Annotated in this window: 14 protein-coding genes; 8 read left to right on the top strand and 6 right to left on the bottom strand. The window is 59.2% G+C overall.

From position 1 onward, the window contains the following. Positions 1 to 115: 115 nt before the first annotated feature. The 4 genes from gpmI (at position 116) to QN399_RS18225 (ending at position 5,284) form a co-directional block, all read left to right on the top strand. Positions 116 to 1,651 carry a 2,3-bisphosphoglycerate-independent phosphoglycerate mutase gene (gpmI, locus tag QN399_RS18240; RefSeq protein ID WP_330201372.1) on the top strand — a complete coding sequence of 512 codons (1,536 nt, stop codon included), beginning with the start codon at positions 116 to 118 and terminating at the stop codon, positions 1,649 to 1,651. A gap of 157 nt (positions 1,652 to 1,808) precedes the next feature. Beyond that, positions 1,809 to 3,137 (top strand): murein hydrolase activator EnvC, encoded by a 1,329-nt coding sequence (locus QN399_RS18235; RefSeq protein ID WP_330201371.1) that lies wholly within the window; start codon positions 1,809 to 1,811, stop codon positions 3,135 to 3,137. Between the two features lie 31 nt (positions 3,138 to 3,168). After that, positions 3,169 to 4,488, top strand: coding sequence for a S41 family peptidase (locus tag QN399_RS18230; protein ID WP_322177365.1), 1,320 nt, complete (start codon positions 3,169 to 3,171; stop codon positions 4,486 to 4,488). A gap of 4 nt (positions 4,489 to 4,492) precedes the next feature. Continuing rightward, positions 4,493 to 5,284 (top strand): divergent polysaccharide deacetylase family protein, encoded by a 792-nt coding sequence (locus QN399_RS18225; RefSeq protein WP_322177364.1) that lies wholly within the window; start codon positions 4,493 to 4,495, stop codon positions 5,282 to 5,284. A 31-nt stretch (positions 5,285 to 5,315) separates the two neighbouring features. Here QN399_RS18225 and QN399_RS18220 read toward each other — a convergent pair whose 3' ends face one another. The 6 genes from QN399_RS18220 to hisB all read right to left on the bottom strand — a co-directional run bounded on the left by QN399_RS18220 (position 5,316) and on the right by hisB (position 9,229). Then, on the bottom strand, positions 5,316 to 6,101 hold the full coding sequence (locus QN399_RS18220) for an ABC transporter substrate-binding protein (RefSeq protein ID WP_322182982.1): 786 nt from the start codon (positions 6,099 to 6,101) through the stop codon (positions 5,316 to 5,318). A 78-nt stretch (positions 6,102 to 6,179) separates the two neighbouring features. Next, positions 6,180 to 6,950 carry an imidazole glycerol phosphate synthase subunit HisF gene (gene hisF, locus QN399_RS18215; protein ID WP_322177363.1) on the bottom strand — a complete coding sequence of 257 codons (771 nt, stop codon included), beginning with the start codon at positions 6,948 to 6,950 and terminating at the stop codon, positions 6,180 to 6,182. Positions 6,951 to 6,960: 10 nt separating this feature from the next. Beyond that, positions 6,961 to 7,698 (bottom strand): 1-(5-phosphoribosyl)-5-[(5-phosphoribosylamino)methylideneamino]imidazole-4-carboxamide isomerase, encoded by a 738-nt coding sequence (hisA, locus tag QN399_RS18210; RefSeq protein ID WP_322177362.1) that lies wholly within the window; start codon positions 7,696 to 7,698, stop codon positions 6,961 to 6,963. A gap of 42 nt (positions 7,699 to 7,740) precedes the next feature. Further along, the gene (locus tag QN399_RS18205) at positions 7,741 to 7,998 is read right to left on the bottom strand and encodes a DUF2164 domain-containing protein (RefSeq protein ID WP_219063667.1); all 258 of its coding nucleotides are present in this window, start codon (positions 7,996 to 7,998) and stop codon (positions 7,741 to 7,743) included. Next, the gene (gene hisH / locus QN399_RS18200) at positions 7,998 to 8,636 is read right to left on the bottom strand and encodes an imidazole glycerol phosphate synthase subunit HisH (protein ID WP_322177360.1); all 639 of its coding nucleotides are present in this window, start codon (positions 8,634 to 8,636) and stop codon (positions 7,998 to 8,000) included. Before hisH ends, QN399_RS18205 begins: the two co-directional genes overlap by 1 nt. Further along, positions 8,636 to 9,229, bottom strand: a complete 594-nt coding sequence (hisB, locus tag QN399_RS18195; protein WP_219063669.1) for an imidazoleglycerol-phosphate dehydratase HisB — start codon at positions 9,227 to 9,229, stop codon at positions 8,636 to 8,638. Before hisB ends, hisH begins: the two co-directional genes overlap by 1 nt. A gap of 297 nt (positions 9,230 to 9,526) precedes the next feature. Here hisB and tssI point away from each other — a divergent pair, with 297 nt between their 5' ends. From tssI to QN399_RS18175, 4 genes are read left to right on the top strand one after another with little or no spacing between them, the layout of a single operon-like run. Continuing rightward, on the top strand, positions 9,527 to 11,539 hold the full coding sequence (gene tssI / locus QN399_RS18190; protein WP_330201370.1) for a type VI secretion system tip protein TssI/VgrG: 2,013 nt from the start codon (positions 9,527 to 9,529) through the stop codon (positions 11,537 to 11,539). Next, positions 11,536 to 12,423, top strand: coding sequence for a DUF4123 domain-containing protein (locus QN399_RS18185; RefSeq protein ID WP_322277861.1), 888 nt, complete (start codon positions 11,536 to 11,538; stop codon positions 12,421 to 12,423). Before tssI ends, QN399_RS18185 begins: the two co-directional genes overlap by 4 nt. Beyond that, positions 12,420 to 15,977: a toxin VasX gene (locus QN399_RS18180; protein ID WP_330201369.1), complete on the top strand. Its 3,558-nt coding sequence runs from the start codon at positions 12,420 to 12,422 to the stop codon at positions 15,975 to 15,977. The genes QN399_RS18185 and QN399_RS18180 overlap by 4 nt, the downstream gene beginning before the upstream one ends. Further along, entirely contained in the window at positions 15,970 to 17,106 is a 1,137-nt protein-coding gene (locus tag QN399_RS18175) for a hypothetical protein (protein ID WP_330201368.1), read from the top strand. Before QN399_RS18180 ends, QN399_RS18175 begins: the two co-directional genes overlap by 8 nt. The last annotated feature ends 19 nt before the right edge of the window (positions 17,107 to 17,125 follow it).

The raw sequence follows: 17,125 nt of genomic DNA, 5'->3' as shown, positions 1-17,125 counted from the left end.
CAGTATACACAGCACCCAAGGTCGGCCAAAGCCCGTAAAGCAGTGACGCCGTTTGAACTTGTCCTTAAAATGCCGATCTTTTTCAAGTTACTTCACTAGCCACGAGTGGGTTCTTATGACTGCCACACCAAAACCTTTGGTCCTGATCATCCTGGACGGCTTCGGTCACAGCGAGAGTCACGAGGGCAACGCCATCTATGCGGCGAAGATGCCGGTTATGGACCACTTGTACGCCACCCAGCCCCATGGCTTGATTTCAGGCTCCGGGATGGATGTCGGCCTGCCGGACGGCCAGATGGGCAACTCTGAAGTCGGGCACATGAACCTCGGCGCTGGCCGAGTGGTGTATCAGGACTTCACTCGCGTGACCAAAGCGATCCGCGACGGCGAGTTTTTCGAGAACCCGACCCTTTGTGGCGCGGTGGACAAAGCCGTCAGCGCGGGCAAAGCCGTGCACATCCTGGGCCTGCTGTCCGACGGCGGCGTACACAGCCATCAGGACCATCTGGTTGCCATGGCCGAATTGGCGGCCCAGCGCGGCGCTGAAAAAATCTACCTGCACGCCTTCCTCGACGGTCGCGACACGCCACCGCGCAGCGCCAAGTCATCGCTGGAGCTACTGGATTCAACCTTCACCCGCCTGGGCAAAGGCCGCATCGCTACGATCATTGGCCGCTACTTCGCCATGGACCGCGACAATCGCTGGGACCGCGTAGCCTCCGCCTACAACCTGATCGTCGACGGCCAATCCGAATTCCAGGCCGCGAACAGCCAGGCTGGGCTTGAAGCCGCATACGAGCGTGGCGAAAACGATGAGTTCGTCAAAGCCACCCGCATTGGCGAGCAGGTCAGGGTCGAAGACGGCGACGCCGTGATTTTCATGAACTTCCGCTCCGACCGCGCCCGTGAACTGACCCGGGTCTTCGTCGAAGATGACTTCAAGGACTTCGAGCGGGCCCGCCAACCGAAACTGGCTGACTTCGTCATGCTGACCCAATACGCAGCGAATATTCCGGCGCCCTCAGCCTTTGCACCCGGCAGCCTGAATAACGTGCTGGGCGAATACCTGGCAAAAAACGGCAAAACCCAGCTACGTATTGCCGAAACCGAGAAATACGCCCACGTCACCTTCTTCTTCTCGGGCGGCCGCGAAGAACCGTTTCCTGGCGAAGAGCGCATCCTGATCCCGTCGCCACAGGTTGCCACGTATGACTTGCAGCCAGAAATGAGCGCACCGGAAGTCACCGACAGGATCGTCGAGGCTATCGAAAACCAGCGCTTCGACGTGATCGTGGTCAACTACGCCAACGGCGACATGGTCGGCCATAGCGGGATCATGGCCGCAGCGATCAAGGCCGTGGAATGCCTAGACGTGTGCGTTGGCCGGATCGTGACCGCGCTGGAGAAGGTCGGGGGTGAAGCATTGATTACCGCTGATCACGGCAACGTCGAACAAATGTCGGACGAATCCACAGGTCAAGCGCACACCGCTCATACCACCGAACCCGTGCCGTTCATTTATGTGGGCAAACGCGACTTTAAAGTGCGTGACGGCGGGGTTCTGGCCGATGTCGCGCCGACTCTGTTGCAGTTGATGAGCCTGGAAAAACCGGAAGAGATGACCGGTCATTCGATCCTTGTTCCCCGATAAACAGCACAAAAAGGCTCTAAACCGGCACATTTAAAAACCATCGCGCCGGTTAATTGTCCGAAACGCCTCAAAGCAGTCGTCTTGAGGCGTTTTTTTTGCGGCTCGCGGCGGGCATACTAGGCTTTGTTCATCCTCTTTCCTTGGTGTCGCCCGCCCCATGCTTCGCGCCCTGATCGTCCTTGCTCTCACGTGTTTGCTCAATCCGGCGTTTGCCGATGAGCGCGCGCAAACCCAACAACAGCTGGATGCTGCACGCAAGGATGTTACCGAGCTGAAAAAGCGCCTCGGTGAATTGCAGCAGGAAAAATCCGGCGTGCAGAAAGATCTGCGCGGTACAGAAACCGAGATGGGCAAGCTGGAAAAGCAGGTGGAGGCCCTGCAAAAAGAACAAAAAAAGACTGAAAGCGAGCTGCAACGGCTCGACCAAGAGAAAAAAAAACTCCAAAGCGCACGCGTTGAACAACAACGATTGATCGCGATCCAGGCCCGGGCTGCTTATCAAAGTGGCCGCGAGGAATACCTCAAACTGCTGCTCAATCAGCAGAACCCGGAAAAATTCGCGCGCACCCTGACCTACTACGATTACTTGAGCCAGGCGCGCCTGGCTCAACTGCACGGTTTCAATGAAACCCTGAGCCAGCTGGCCGGCGTCGAAAAAGACATTGATCTGCAACAGGCACAGTTACTGGTGCAAAGAAGCACGCTCGATAGTCAGCGCGAAGAACTGGACAAAGTTCGCCAGGAACGCCAACAGGCGCTGGCCAAACTCAATCAGGACGTGAAAGCCCGCGATCAGAAACTGCAGACTCGCCAACAAGAACAGGCCGATCTGGCCAATGTCCTGAAAACGATTGAAGAAACCCTGGCCCGACAAGCGCGCGAGGCTGAAGAAGCCCGACAGAAAGCCTTGATCGCCCAGCAGGAAGCAGAAAAACAGCGCAAACGTGAAGAGCAGGCCCGCGCCCTGGCGAAAAACAGCAGCAGCAAAAAAAGCGCTGAGGACGATGACGAGGCCCCAGTAAAACGCCCGGTCAAAGCTCCGGGCGTGCTGGTTTCCAGTGCTGGCGTTTCCTATGGCGGACCTTTTGCCGAGGCACGCGGCAAACTTCCATGGCCTGTCGATGGTCGACTGTTGGCGCGCTTCGGCGAAACCCGCGGCGATGACGCTCGTACCAAGTGGGATGGCGTAATGATCAGCGCCGCTGCGGGCAGCCAGGTGCATGCTGTGCATGGTGGCCGTGTGGTGTTCGCCGACTGGTTGCGCGGTGCAGGGCTTCTGGTCATTCTCGATCACGGCAACGGCTTTTTGAGTTTGTACGGCCACAACCAGAGTCTGCTCAAAGACGCTGGCGACATTGTTAAAGCCGGCGAAGCGATTTCCACTGTGGGCAGCAGTGGGGGTCAGGACACTCCGGCGTTGTATTTCGCTATTCGTCAGCAGGGTCGCCCAAGTGATCCAGCGCAATGGTGCCATGCTCAAGGGTAAGCACTACTTTAGGTTTAGGAGTTCGTTAGACATGCTGCATTTGTCCCGCCTCACCTCGCTGGCCCTGGCTATTGCCATCGTTATCGGTGCTCCTCTGGCGCAAGCCGCCGAGGCCGTCAAGCCCGCAGCCGCCGCCACTTCGGCAGGCGCCAAGGCACCGTTGCCGCTCGAAGAGCTGCGCACCTTCGCTGAGGTCATGGATCGGGTCAAAGCCGCCTATGTCGAACCAGTAGACGATAAGACGCTGCTGGAGAACGCCATCAAAGGCATGCTCAGCAACCTTGATCCGCACTCTGCTTATCTCGGCCCGGAAGACTTCCTTGAACTGCAGGAAAGCACCAGCGGCGAATTCGGCGGGTTGGGTATCGAAGTCGGCATCGAAGACGGCTTTATCAAAGTGGTCTCGCCTATCGACGACACGCCCGCCTCCAAGGCTGGCATCGAGGCTGGCGACCTGATCGTCAAGATCAATGGCGCGCCGACCCGTGGTCAGACCATGCAAGAAGCCGTCGACAAGATGCGCGGCAAGATCGGTGAAAAAATCACCCTGACCCTGATTCGCGAAGGCGGCACCCCATTCGACGTGACGCTCGCGCGGGCAACCATCCAGGTCAAGAGCGTCAAGTCGCAGATGCTGGAAAATGGTTATGGCTATCTCCGCATCACTCAGTTCCAAGTCAAGACCGGTGAAGAAGTCGGCAAGGCGCTGGTCAAGCTGCGCAAAGACAACGGCAAGAAAATGAGCGGGCTGATCCTTGACTTGCGTAACAACCCCGGCGGCGTGCTGCAAGCCGCCGTTGAAACGGCCGACCAGTTCTTGACCAAGGGCCTTATCGTTTACACCAAGGGTCGTATCGCCAACTCCGAACTGCGCTTTTACGCCGACCCGGCCGACGCCAGTGAAGGCGTACCGCTGGTGGTGTTGATCAACGGGGGCAGTGCTTCAGCCGCTGAAATTGTTGCGGGTGCTTTGCAGGATCAGAAACGCGCCGTACTGATGGGTACCGAAAGCTTCGGTAAAGGTTCGGTGCAAACCGTTCTGCCGCTGGCCAATGACCGCGCGATTAAAATCACCACCGCGCTGTATTACACGCCCAATGGTCGTTCAATTCAGGCTCAGGGTATTTTGCCGGACATCGAAGTGCGTCGTGGCAAATTGACCAGCGAAGTGGATTCCGAGAACTACAAGGAAGCCGATCTGGCGGGGCACTTGGGTAACGGCAATGGCGGCGCGGACAAACCGACCACCAAGGCATCGGCCGGGAAGAAAGCGCGTCCACAAGACGATGACTTCCAGCTGAACCAGGCACTGAGCCTGCTTAAGGGCCTGAGTGTCACTCGCGGCAACTAGTGTCATGCGCTTATGGCTGCTACTGACGCTTTCATGCAGCCTGATCGGCGTTGCCCATGCAACGCCGGTTGAGCCTGAAAAGACAACCGGCCCACCGCGTGTTGCCTACCTCAGCCTGATCATCGATGACCTCGGGCAAAACCCGGCCCGCGACTATCGAGCCCTGACGCTTCCAGGCCCGGTCACGCTGGCCGTGATGCCAGACACACCCCACGCTGCCGATTTTGCTCGCGAGGCCCATCGCGCGGGCAAAACGGTCATCTTGCATATGCCCATGGACCCGGCGACCGGGCCCTTTGCCTGGCATCCCGAACTCCCGCTTGCCGAGCTGGAAAAGCGCCTGAACGCGGCGCTCCTTGCCGTGCCTTACGCGGTGGGGATCAACAACCATATGGGCAGCCGCATGACCGCCGAGCCAGAGGCCATGACGTGGCTGGTGGCTGAACTGCAACGCCGTCATCTGTTTCTGCTCGACAGCCGCACCAGCGCCAGCACCGTGGCCGCCGCCGAGGCACAACGCATCGGTCTGGCCAGTCTTTCGCGGGATATTTTTCTCGATGATGAACGCACGGCAGCAGCCATCACCGCTCAGTTCGAGGCTGCGATCAAGCTGGCGCACAAACAAGGTTCCGTGGTGATGATTGGTCACCCCTACCCGATGACTCTCGACGTCCTGGAACGCGAGCTGCCACGCCTGAAGGCGCAAGGCATCCAATGGATCGATCTACGGCGGATGATCAGCGTACGTGGCAATCAGGCGATGGCCGCGCACGGCAAGAATGGGATCTATCGCTGAGACCGCACCAAGTCCCTCACGATAGCGGCCGTTACAAGTAACGCCCAAGAATCTCGTCAATCCGTCCTTCGGCGCGCATTTGATCCAGCGCTTTCTGCAGCTTGGCGACGATTTCATCGGGGACGTCTTTGTTCAGCGCCAGGAACAACTCGGCGCTGTTGAAGCGCAGCACGGTTTTGAGACCGATAACGCCTTCCTCCCGAGCCAGATAACGACCCGCAGGATCGCCCGTGGCCCACAGGTCGATCTGCCCGTCGACCAGCTTCTTCGCGTTGTCCTGATCGCGCAACACCATGATCGGATTCATGCCCTCAGCGGTTAGCTGCTCGGCAATCGCGTCGCCCTTGTAGGCGCCGATCCGGTACCGCTTCGCTTGCTGCAGTGTCGTCAGCTCAATCGAGCTGTCGGCGCGAGCGAGCATGATCCAGTCGTCCGGGCCGATGGGGCCAACCCACTTGAAGAGCTTTTCACGCTCGGGCAGGCGCGCGGTGACGAACACGCCGTAACCGGGTTTTACCATCGCAAGCTTGTAGATACGGTCCCACGGGAAGCGCAGGGTCATGCTGTAGCCAACCCCCGCGCGCTTGAAGGTTTCGCGCAGGATCTCTGCGGCAATGCCCTTTATCCTGTCTTCGGGAGCGAAGTTCTTGCCATCGACCGCCATGTTGTAAGGCGGAAAATTTTCGGTCAGCAAGACCACTGAATAGGCGGGGGGATCTCCACCAGAAGCGCCTTGAGCCGGGGCGGCCTCACCGTGGGCAAGACCTGTCAGCAGAACACCCGCACTTGCGAGTGCAACGAGAAGACGTTTCAACACGTGCATCACCCCTATCCATGGCAATGCCCAGAGTGCAGTGCGTCGCGACTGATGTCCAGTGGACATCAGCCGGCGGGCTTAGCGGACCACAATGCCGCGCTTGGCCATATAGGCCTTGGCTTCTGGAATAGTGTATTCACCGAAGTGAAAGATGCTCGCCGCCAACACCGCGCTGGCGTGCCCGTCCAATACACCAGCTGCCAAGTGCTCCAGATTGCCGACACCGCCAGACGCGATCACTGGAATACCCAGCGCGTCGCTGATCGCCCGCGTCACACCCAGGTCGAAACCGTTTTTCATACCGTCCTGATCCATGCTGGTCAGCAGGATCTCGCCGGCACCAAGGTCTTCCATCTTCTTCGCCCACAGCACGGCATCCAGGCCCGTCGGCTTGCGCCCGCCGTGAGTGAAGATTTCCCAGCGCGGCGTTTCGCCCGGCAAAGAGACTTTTTTGGCGTCGATGGCAACCACAATGCATTGCGAACCGAAGTGCGCCGCCGCTTCACCGACGAAATCCGGGTTGAACACCGCAGCGGTGTTGATCGAGACCTTGTCCGCACCGGCATTCAGCAGGTTACGAATGTCCTGCACGGTGCGCACGCCGCCGCCGACGGTTAGCGGGATGAACACCTGACTGGCCATGCGTTCGACGGTGTGTAGCGTGGTATCACGCCCGTCGACACTGGCGGTGATATCGAGAAAAGTGATTTCGTCCGCGCCCTGCTCATCGTAAAGACGGGCAATTTCCACCGGGTCACCGGCGTCGCGGATGTTTTCGAACTTGACGCCTTTGACCACTCGACCGTTGTCGACATCTAGGCAAGGGATGATGCGTTTCGCCAGCGCCATGAGTTGCTCCTTAGCCTTGGTAGCTGTCGCAGAAGGCTTGCGCCTCTGCCACGTCGAGTGTGCCTTCGTAGATCGCCCGCCCGGTGATCGCACCGATAATGCCCGGGGCTCTGGCGTTGAGCAGAGTCTTGATATCGCCCAGATTATGGATACCGCCCGAAGCGATCACCGGAATCCGCGTCGCCGCAGCCAGCGCCGCCGTGAAGGTTACGTTGCAGCCCTGCATCATGCCGTCTTTGGCGATGTCGGTATAAACAATGGCAGCCACGCCGTCCGCTTCAAAGCGCTTGGCCAGATCGATCACCTGAATGGTGCTGATTTCAGCCCAGCCGTCGGTGGCGACGAAGCCGTCTTTGGCATCCAGACCGACGATGACTTTGCCGGGGAATGCGCGGCAGGCTTCAGCGACGAACTCAGGCTCTTTGACTGCCTTGGTGCCGATGATCACGTAGCTGACGCCAGCCTTGATGTAATGCTCGATGGTTTCCAGCGAGCGAATACCGCCGCCAATCTGGATCGGCAAACGCGGGTAGCGCTTGGCGATCGCAGTGACCACCTCGCCATTGACTGGCTGGCCTTCGAACGCACCGTTCAGATCGACCAGATGCAAACGGCGGCAGCCACCTTCCACCCACTTGGCAGCCATGCTCACCGGGTCATCGGAGAACACCGTGGAGTCCTCCATGCGGCCTTGGCGCAGACGCACACAGGCACCGTCTTTAAGATCGATAGCGGGGATAATCAGCATCTGGAAAACCTTCAAATTCAGTAGTTCAGCATCGCTCGGAAATCAGTTTTTCTCGAGCGCCCACACGTCGCTTTCGATGCTCTCGAACCTCTCTTTGAGGTGCGTCTGCACATCGAAAATCGCCCTGTTGTAATAATGCGGAGCAATTTCGCGGGTAAACAGTTCGAGGATTTCACCGGCCTCGAACGAACCAAGATCCAGCTCGAAGCGCTCCTCCATGAAGCGCTTGATCTTGTGATTCGCCTCACGCTCCTGTTCGGGCGTGAGGGTCAAGATCGGCGGCTTGGTCTTCTTGCTCATTACCAGCGACCATCCCATGCGGCGAAGTTCTGCAACAGTTGCAGGCCATGGGTATGGCTCTTCTCTGGATGGAACTGCACGGCAAAGCGCGAACCGTCCGCCAGCGCGGCAGCGAAGTCGACGCCGTAGTGCCCGCGCCCAACGACTTGCCGCTGGTTGGCGGCATCGATGTAGTAGCTGTGCACGAAATAGAAACGCGCCAGGTCCGGGATGTCATGCCACAGCGGATGATTCACCGACTGAGACACTTCGTTCCAGCCCATATGCGGCACTTTCAGGTGCTCGCCGTCTTCATGCAGATCCTTGCCGAAGAAACGCACCTGACCTGGAAACAGACCGATGCAATCAACGCCGCCGTTCTCTTCGCTGCGATCAAGCAAGGCTTGCATGCCGACGCAGATGCCGAGGAATGGCCGATCCTGACTGACTTCACGCACCAGCTCATCGAAGCCCAAGCGACGAATTTCCGCCATGCAATCGCGGATCGCGCCGACGCCGGGGAATACCACCCGGTCGGCTTCGCGAATCACCGTGGCATCGCTGGTAATCAGTACCCGGCCGGCGCCGACGTGTTCCAGTGCCTTGGCAACCGAGTGCAGGTTACCCATGCCGTAATCGATAACCGCGACCGTCTGCATCAGAGCACGCCCTTGGTCGAAGGCATTTGCCCGGCCATACGGTCATCAAGCTCTATCGCCATGCGCAGGGCACGACCAAAGGCTTTGAACACGGTCTCGATCTGGTGGTGGGTGTTGTGCCCACGCAGATTGTCGATGTGCAGAGTGACGTTGGCGTGATTGACGAAGCCCTGGAAGAATTCCTGGAACAAGTCCACATCGAAGCCACCCACGGTGGCGCGGGTATACGGCACATGCATCTGCAAGCCAGGGCGGCCGGAGAAGTCGATGACCACGCGCGACAGTGCTTCATCGAGCGGCACGTAAGCGTGGCCGTAACGACGAATGCCTTTTTTGTCGCCAATCGCCTTGCTAAAGGCCTGACCCAAGGTGATACCAACGTCTTCCACCGTGTGGTGGTCGTCAATAGCGAGGTCGCCTTTGCATTCGATATCCAGGTCGATCAGCCCGTGTCGGGCGATCTGGTCGAGCATGTGCTCAAGGAAGGGAACACCGATATCGAATCGGGCCTTTCCGGTGCCATCCAGGTTGATCGAGGCTTTGATCTGGGTTTCCAGAGTGTCGCGCTCGACGGACGCCTTACGTTCGGCCATCACCAACTCCGCAAAATCATTGGGCGAAAAAGGCGAGCATTATAGGCCCAGAACCGGCTGGCATGAAGCAAACAGAAGCAGGGAAAGGAATATCACGGGTGCAACCGGTCGGATGCACCCGATTGGAGCGTGTTCAGCCCAGAGAAATGAGTACGTACAGGCGCTGTCGAAGGGTGCTTAAGCAAATCCCCACTGAACAATGGGAATCGTCCTACCCACCCTGTCAGCCATGGAATCTATATATCTATGATTTGCTGCTGGACACTTGCCGAGTCCTTCAGATATGGAAACCGGCCGATGTCCAACACCCCAACGTTCATGCTCAGCATCAAAGGAAACCAGGACCACGAGCTGCTCGTTCTAGCCTTTTCCGGCGAAGAGGCCATCAGCGAGTGCTTCGACATCACCGTCGATGTGGTCACCGACCGACCGCCGCGCGAGCTGGAAAGCCTGCTGCACAAAGAAGCCTATCTGGCTTTTGGCGATCGGGGCCTGCACGGCCATATCTACTCCATCCGGAAAGGCAAAGTGGGCACCCGGCTGAGCCACTACCAACTGGTAATGGTGCCGTTTCTGCGCTATTTGCAGCACGCCAGTAATCGGCGGATTTTCCAGAACCTGACCACTGAAGCCATCCTCCGCGACGTGCTCAAGGGACATGGTTTGCTGAACGGTTTGCACGTGCTGTTCAACATCGGCCCGGAAAAACCGGTCCCGCACGAATATTGCGTTCAGTACGATGAATCTGACCTGCATTTCGTCAGCCGTTTGTGCGAGGCCGAAGGCTACTTCTATTACTTCAAGCACACCCCCGATGGGCACCAACTGATCTTCGCCGATCAGGAAACCGAGTTCTATCACGCGGGCAATCCCACCGTGGTGATGCCGTTTCGGCCGATCAACGGCATGGCGGCAGAGCATCCGGTGATCCAGGCGTTCGGCGTAGGCCTGAGCACCCGCGCCAGCCGCGTCACCCACCGCGATTACGACTTCAAAAACGCACACCTCTCGCTGGAAGCGGACCGGGACTCCAAGGTATTTCCGAACCTTGAGACGTACATCTACCCCGGAGAGTTTGATACCGCGCACCAAGGGCGGGTGCGAACGCGCCGGGCGCTGGAGCGGCTTCGCGGCGATGCTGAACTCGCTCAAGGTCAGAGCGACCAGCCTTTGCTGCGCAGTGGCACGCCGTTAAAGGTAGAAGAACACCCGGAGCCGGGTTGGAACATGGCCTGGCTACCGACTTGGGTGTTTCATGACGGTCGCCAGCCTGCTGTATTAGAGGAGTACGCGGTCAGTGACGAGCCGGTGGAGTCCGGTCGAATCACTCAGGGTTATCGCAATGAGTTCATCGCTATCCGCGAGACCGTGCAGTTTCGGCCGGCCCTCAAGCATCCAGTTCCGAAGATTCAAGGCATGCAAACCGCCGTGGTGACCGGCCCTGCCGAAGAAGAAATCCACTGCGATCAATACGGGCGGGTAAAAGTCCGTTTTCACTGGGACCGCAGTGAAGAAAACGAAAGCACCAGCTGCTGGGTGCGGGTGGCCTCCAGCTGGGCCGGCGCCGGATACGGCGCGGTCACCATCCCGCGCGTGGGCATGGAAGTGTTGGTCGCCTTTGAAGAAGGGCACGCCTGCAAGCCGATTGTGGTCGGATGCCTGAGCAACAACACCCATCAAGTGCCTTACAACCTGCCGGACAACAAAACCAAAACCGTGTTGCGCAGTAAAAGCACCGGAAAAACGTCTGGTTTCAATGAGCTGAGCCTGGAAGACAGGAGCGGGGCAGAGCTGATCTACCTCCGCGCCCAGCGCGACATGGAGCAGTTGATCCAGAACGACAGCCGCATCGAAATCGGCAACGAACGTCTGGAAACCATCCAAGGCAACAGCACCACCGTGCTCAAGGCCGAGGAAAACGTCACCGTCACCGGCGCCCGCAAAGTGCAGTTGTTGGCCGACGATCACCTCGACGTCGCTGGCAGCAGTCACACCCGCGTCGGTGGCGACCTGTTGATATCTGCCGGCCAAGAAGTGCACATCACTGGCAGCGACATCGTCATTAACGGTGGCCTCAGCCTGACGTTGTCGGTTAATGGTCAGCACATCGTCATCAATCCGGCAGGGATTTTCAGCAGTACACCGATCCAGGTCGGCGGCGCACCGGTACCGGGGACGCCGGCCATGCCGCTGGCACCCGGCGAGGTGCCTGTGTGGGTGCGCGATGTTCTACCGGGCGATCAGAAACATAACCTGGTCGTTGAGCATCGATCACGCTGCGTGCTCTGTGAGGAGGCCGTGAAAGCATGAATACGCTCACTGCACTTCCTCAGGACCTGCCTTGGGATCAGGGGCAGGCCGTGCTGCTGCTCGATGGCGCAGCGGTACCCGACTTACCCCTCAGGCTCACGGCGTGTGCGCCCGGCATCCTAAAAATCCCGCTGTACAAGGAAACGCGTTTCAACGCCCTCCGCGATATTTCCCCCTTGTTGGTGGCCATCGGGCCGCCCGACGATCCGGCGTTTCAGTTCTACCTCGAACATGCCGCGCAAGAGTGGGGCTCGTTGCTGTTCACCCGCGAACCGCTTAATCAACTAACGAAACATCTGCGCAAACTGCTGACGGTACACGTCAGTGAGGGGCCCGAGGTGATGTTACGTCTGGCTGATCCAGCGGTGGCGCACGCTTTGATCAGTACGCAAACCCGCGACGAGCGATTGTTCGGGCCGATTCATACCTGGGTCATCCCTGACAGTGTCACGGGCGGTTGGCATCGGCACACACGTGCGTTGACAACGCCTGCCGACCTGCCAAAGCGTTATGAGTTGAGCACCGAACAGAATGCTGCGCTGGATGCCGTCGACCTGCGTCGAGCCACACTGAAACTCGATGCGCACCTGCTGGCGTATTTTCCCGACGACCGCGTCAGGCCATTGCCGGAGCGCTGGCCTGCGCTCGACCGACAGGTCCGCACCGCCTACGCGCAGGGTTTTACTAGCCAGTCCGACTTGACGTATTACGCCAACATTTTCGCGTGGCTGGGTTCGTCGCCTCTGGAGCAACACCCACAGATTGCGCGGCTGCTGAGCACCCCGTCGGCTCAGACACCCAGTGCTCGCATCGCCGCAGCCGCCCAACTGGCAAGCGCCTGGGCCTCGGCCTCGGCCCACTCGGCAGACAAGGACCGCCCATGACCCAAAATCGCCGCAAAGACCCCAACCTCGCTGCCGCCGCCGAATCCAAAGGCGATGTCCTCGGCTACGGCATGTGCCCCCTGCGCCAGCCCAAGGTGCAGTTACTTCCGTTACGGTACGGTCTGGTCGAGCGCGCTGATCCGTCGACCGAATTGGCGCTGCCTTATGCGCTGAAAAGCCGGCCGCTGGGCGTGCGCCTGTTGCGTGACGGCTGGCTGTACATCATCGACAGCGCGACCCGTGAGCTGCACGAATACCGCGTTCTCGAAGGCGTCATCAGCGCGTTGCTCTGGCAAGGTGCCGAGGTCAGCAACGACCAGCGTGAACCGCAAAGTGCGGAACCGGCCTTGGTATTTGCCAGGAGCAGCACCCTGCATGTCAGTTTTGCCGACGTGCAATGGACCGCCGACCAATGCAACCGGATGCTGAATAGCGCCGACGAGCGCGCGCACTTCATGCAAGCTGTCGCGCTTGCCAACGTCAATTGCGAAACCGGTGGCAAGGACCTGCTCACATTGCAACAGACTGAGCGCTGGCTGGCTGAATTGGCCGAAGATGATGCGCTGCTGCCCGACGCCGACCTGCCAGCGAAGGAGCGCATGCCTTATCTGTGGGAGACCCCCAAACGCTTTCGCGAGGCGCATGTCGGCGAACTGCTAACGCGCGTGCTGCCGCTTTACCAACACGACACGCTGTGTCTGGTGGTGCACGACGACATCGGCGTATTGACCGATCTGGCCAACTATCAAGACGCGGTGGTCGGCTGGATCGAGGGGTGGGCCGAGGGTGGCGCGCAGGAGAACGCCAACGAGCGCGATTACTTGCTGGCCTGTTACATCGAATCCCTGACCCTGCTCAATGAAAGCAACCTGACGGGACTGGCCAATGCCAGCGATGATCCGGCGATCAAGGCCATGCTTCAGGACCTGGATGACCTGCCGTCACCACAGCGCAACCATGCCGGGCGCGCATTACTCGATCATTTGAATAACAGCGGTCAGGCCGTTTCCAGTCAAAAAACCGATCCCCCCGAGGCCTTGCTGGAGGAGCGTCAGGAAGCGCTTGATCAGTTTCGCAAGGAGCAAGGCTTTTTCGGCAGCCTCGCCTTGGGGTCGATAAAGGTCGTGATCCTTCAGGATGTTGACTGGCGCTATCACACTCGCCAGTTCATGCGGCCAGCGCCGGACGACTTTGTCGAGCGCCACCTCAAGGCGCTGGTCCAGTTGGGCAAAGAGCAGAACCAACGCATCAAGGACGTGCTCGCGGGTGCAAAAATCGGGCAGCGCGGCGTCAATGAACTGATCGACCGTGCCGCCATGGATCACGTGCTGGCTGAGCACAGGGCAAATCTGGCGCGCTGGAATCCCTTGCTCGACCTCATCAGCGAAGACCGGGTGGCGTTGGTCGCTGCCGGCCGCTTCCATCGTGCCGCCTGGTATTTCGATGCACAACAGGCCGCGCAGCAACTGGCGGCGTTCAGCGCCGAATACGCCTGCCTGAAAGACATCTGCCGCAGCGACACGTCCAGCCAAGCGATGCTCGAGTGGCTGGAGAAAAATCCGCAGTTCAGCCTGCCGCTCCTGCATACCTTGCCGTTGAGCGAACAAAGCCAACTGACCACCCAGTACGCCACGCTGGTCAACGTCGGTTATGCGTTGCTCAACAATCTGCCGCACTGGATCAGCGAGTGGCAACGGATCACTCAGGGCAGACTCCCGGCCCTCGATCAATTGCCCGACAACGTTCGCGTGGTCGCAGAAGGCGCGCGCGATACCTTGGCGCCAGCCCTGAGTCGCGGAATGGAACGGATACAAAGCGCATTCATCCAGGGCATTCAACGCGAACAGATGCCAGACCTGGACCAACTGTTCCGCAACCTGCCCAAAGCCCTGCCGGGGCGAATTCTCGAAGCCGCAAAACGCGAAGGCGCGACCTTCACCTTCGCCACCCCGGCCGAACAAACCGCCTTGCAGAACGACCTCAAAGAAGTGCTTGAGCAGCGTCGAGCGCTCAAGCGGGTGACCCATGAGCGCAACCAGATCATCCGTCGCTGGGACCACAAAGAGCCCGAAGCGAAAAAATTGCAGGCCGAAATCTACCAAATTCGCGGGACACTGGACACGATAGAGGCGCGCCTGGCCAAAGCCATCAGCCCCATCCCCGAGCTGCCCCATGAATCCGTCAGACTCTACGGCGCCGCGCAGGGCAAGGCGGGCGTGACCTTGCTGTTCCCGCCTGCGCAACAGCAGGAGTTGGGACATTTGATGGGGAACGTGCGCCAGGGGATACAGACTGCGCCGAAGCTGAATGTGCTGGGCGATGGGGTGGGGGTGCTGCTGTTTGTGGCGCAGATGGTGAATTTGGTGGTGGTGGGGAGGGAGGCCAAGGCGCAGACGTGGAACGATGAGGCGTTTCGTTCATTCGTTGTTGCCGGTACTGCCACGGCGGCTTCTGGGTTTACGGCGGTTCGTGGGATTTTTGACACGGCCTTGACGGCGAGGGCTGCCGCGCTTGCGAGCGTTTTTCAGCGGCATGCTTTGAATAATGTACACGTGCAGTTGGGCAAGATGCACTTAGGGCTTGGGGGGCTAGGTTCATTCGCTGGAATTTTCGCAACCGGCGCTAGCCTTAACGCACACCATAGCAATTGGCAGCAGGCTGTGCGTAGCGGCAACCGTACACTTCAAAACAGCGCGACGTTGGCCATGGTGGGTGCTGGGGGGCAACTGATCAGTCATACCTATGATTTCAGCAGCGTGTTGTACTCTGCTTACAAAGTTATATTCGCGCCCAATCGAGCCGCGCGCATCGCCGCTTGGGCCGCCGCCGGAGTACGGATGTCGACCGTGTTCTTTCGCGTCAATCTGGCGGGCGCGTTCTTCACTGTCATTGAACTGGGTGGCACCTGGCTCTACAACCGCCACAACACCTCGCCTCATGATCAATGGCTGGAAAGCACTCCCTGGAGCCTGGATGGCGACAAGCGTCAATTCCTGAGCCTCGTTGAATATCAACGAAACCTGAAGTGGCTATTGCAGGCGCCACAGGTACAGGTCGGCCCTAAACTCCACAGCGACCGCTGGCAAGACATGCTGCGCCAAGCGCCGCGCGGCGCGATCCATCTAACACTGCCCGGCCTCAGTCTCGCCAACTTGCGAACACCTCTGTCGGATACGCCCTCTCACCGCCTGAGCATCGCCGCGTATCGGATCATCACCGCTCAATGGGACCGAGGCTTCGACAGCGACCAATGGGCCATCGTCAGTGAGCGGGTGATTGCCAGTTTGCGGGTGGTGCAGTCCGCGCCATTGATACTTAGGCTGGATTACCCGGATGAATGGGAGAGACCCTCGACCGTGGCCAAGGCCGCACTGGTCCTGGCTGTCGCCGTGCAAACCTACGACAGCGAGGGTGAGGCCCAGACGCATCTCTACCATTTGCGGCTGGACCCTAATGGCGGAGGTGTTTTCCCGGTGGCGCCCTTTGAGCCCCGATACGATACGGCGAAGTTGTTCACGGTCGATCCGCTGACACTGGAGGGCGCTGATGAGTAAGGCGCCTGAAGTTACCCTGCCCGAACCGCAGCTTCAGCAACCCAAGCAGGCGGGTGATGTGGAGCCGTTTCCCAGCGGTCGCATCACCTACTTGGCCCCATTGCCTTTACCTACACAGCTGCCGCCGCAATGTCCCTATGTGGGGGAGCTTAACGACGTTTATTTGGACTTTGGATTGGGTTCGCCGCAGGTGTTTTCATGGCAGGTCACCTTAGGCCTTCCATTCAACGGCTTTGTCATGACCGGTTTTTTGTTGCCGCTGATTTTGGGGTTGATGGTTATGTTGATGGGCGCGGAGTTGCCAGAGGTTTGGGAGGTGATCGCTGGTACGCACCGAGCTGGCTGGGGAATGACTGTGGGGGTCACCCTTTTTACTCTCGCCATGGCTCTCCTCATCTGGTTCTACATGCACAACAAATACGAAGAAGTCATCCCCACGCGCTTCAACCGTCAACGCCGTGAAGTCTGTTTCGTCCCCAACGACGAAAGCGAACCCGTGATCGTGCCTTGGGAATCGGTCACCGCCTGGGTGATTCAAGCCCAGGGCGCCAATCAATACGGTGTCCAACGTCAATACGGCATGGGCGTGGGTTTTTACCATGAGGCCAGCGGCGAGCGTTTTACCTTGGAGTTCGTCTGCCCCGCACTGCCCATCGCCATCAGCAACTGGGAAGCCATCCGCGCGTACATGGAGTACGAAGTCCACACCCTGAAAGAGATCACCGACCCCCTAGACCTGCAAGGCCCCGATGACCCGCCGCACGAAGGCCTGCACACCTTCCGCAACGCCCGCGCTCGCCTGCACCAAGAGATCCGCGACAAGCAGCGCGGTTGGGTCTATGGCTTTTTCTGGTACCTGTTCCACGTCATGACCTTCTGGACTCTGCCGTTTTACCTGACTGAGTGGGAGGTTGGCCGAGTCAAACGCATGGCCCGCCAAGCGCTACCAGAGGTCATGCGCGACTGGTCGGAACCGCTGCCCAAAGAACAATGGGCCAAGCCCAGCCCCGAGTTACTGCGCATGAGCGCGCAAGTCCGGGCGGTGCATAAACGCAATCCGCAACGCCTGATCACCGATATTTTTGCCGAGGTCTATCGCGCCGAGAAATCGGGGAAGCGCAGCGCATGATGGGCAGTCGTACCGACCC

Origin of the sequence: Pseudomonas sp. 10C3, from assembly GCF_036346185.1 — a bacterium.
GTDB lineage: Bacteria > Pseudomonadota > Gammaproteobacteria > Pseudomonadales > Pseudomonadaceae > Aquipseudomonas.
The sequence above is the reverse complement of the archived record's forward strand: the minus strand, read 5'-3'. Positions and strand labels throughout refer to the sequence as shown.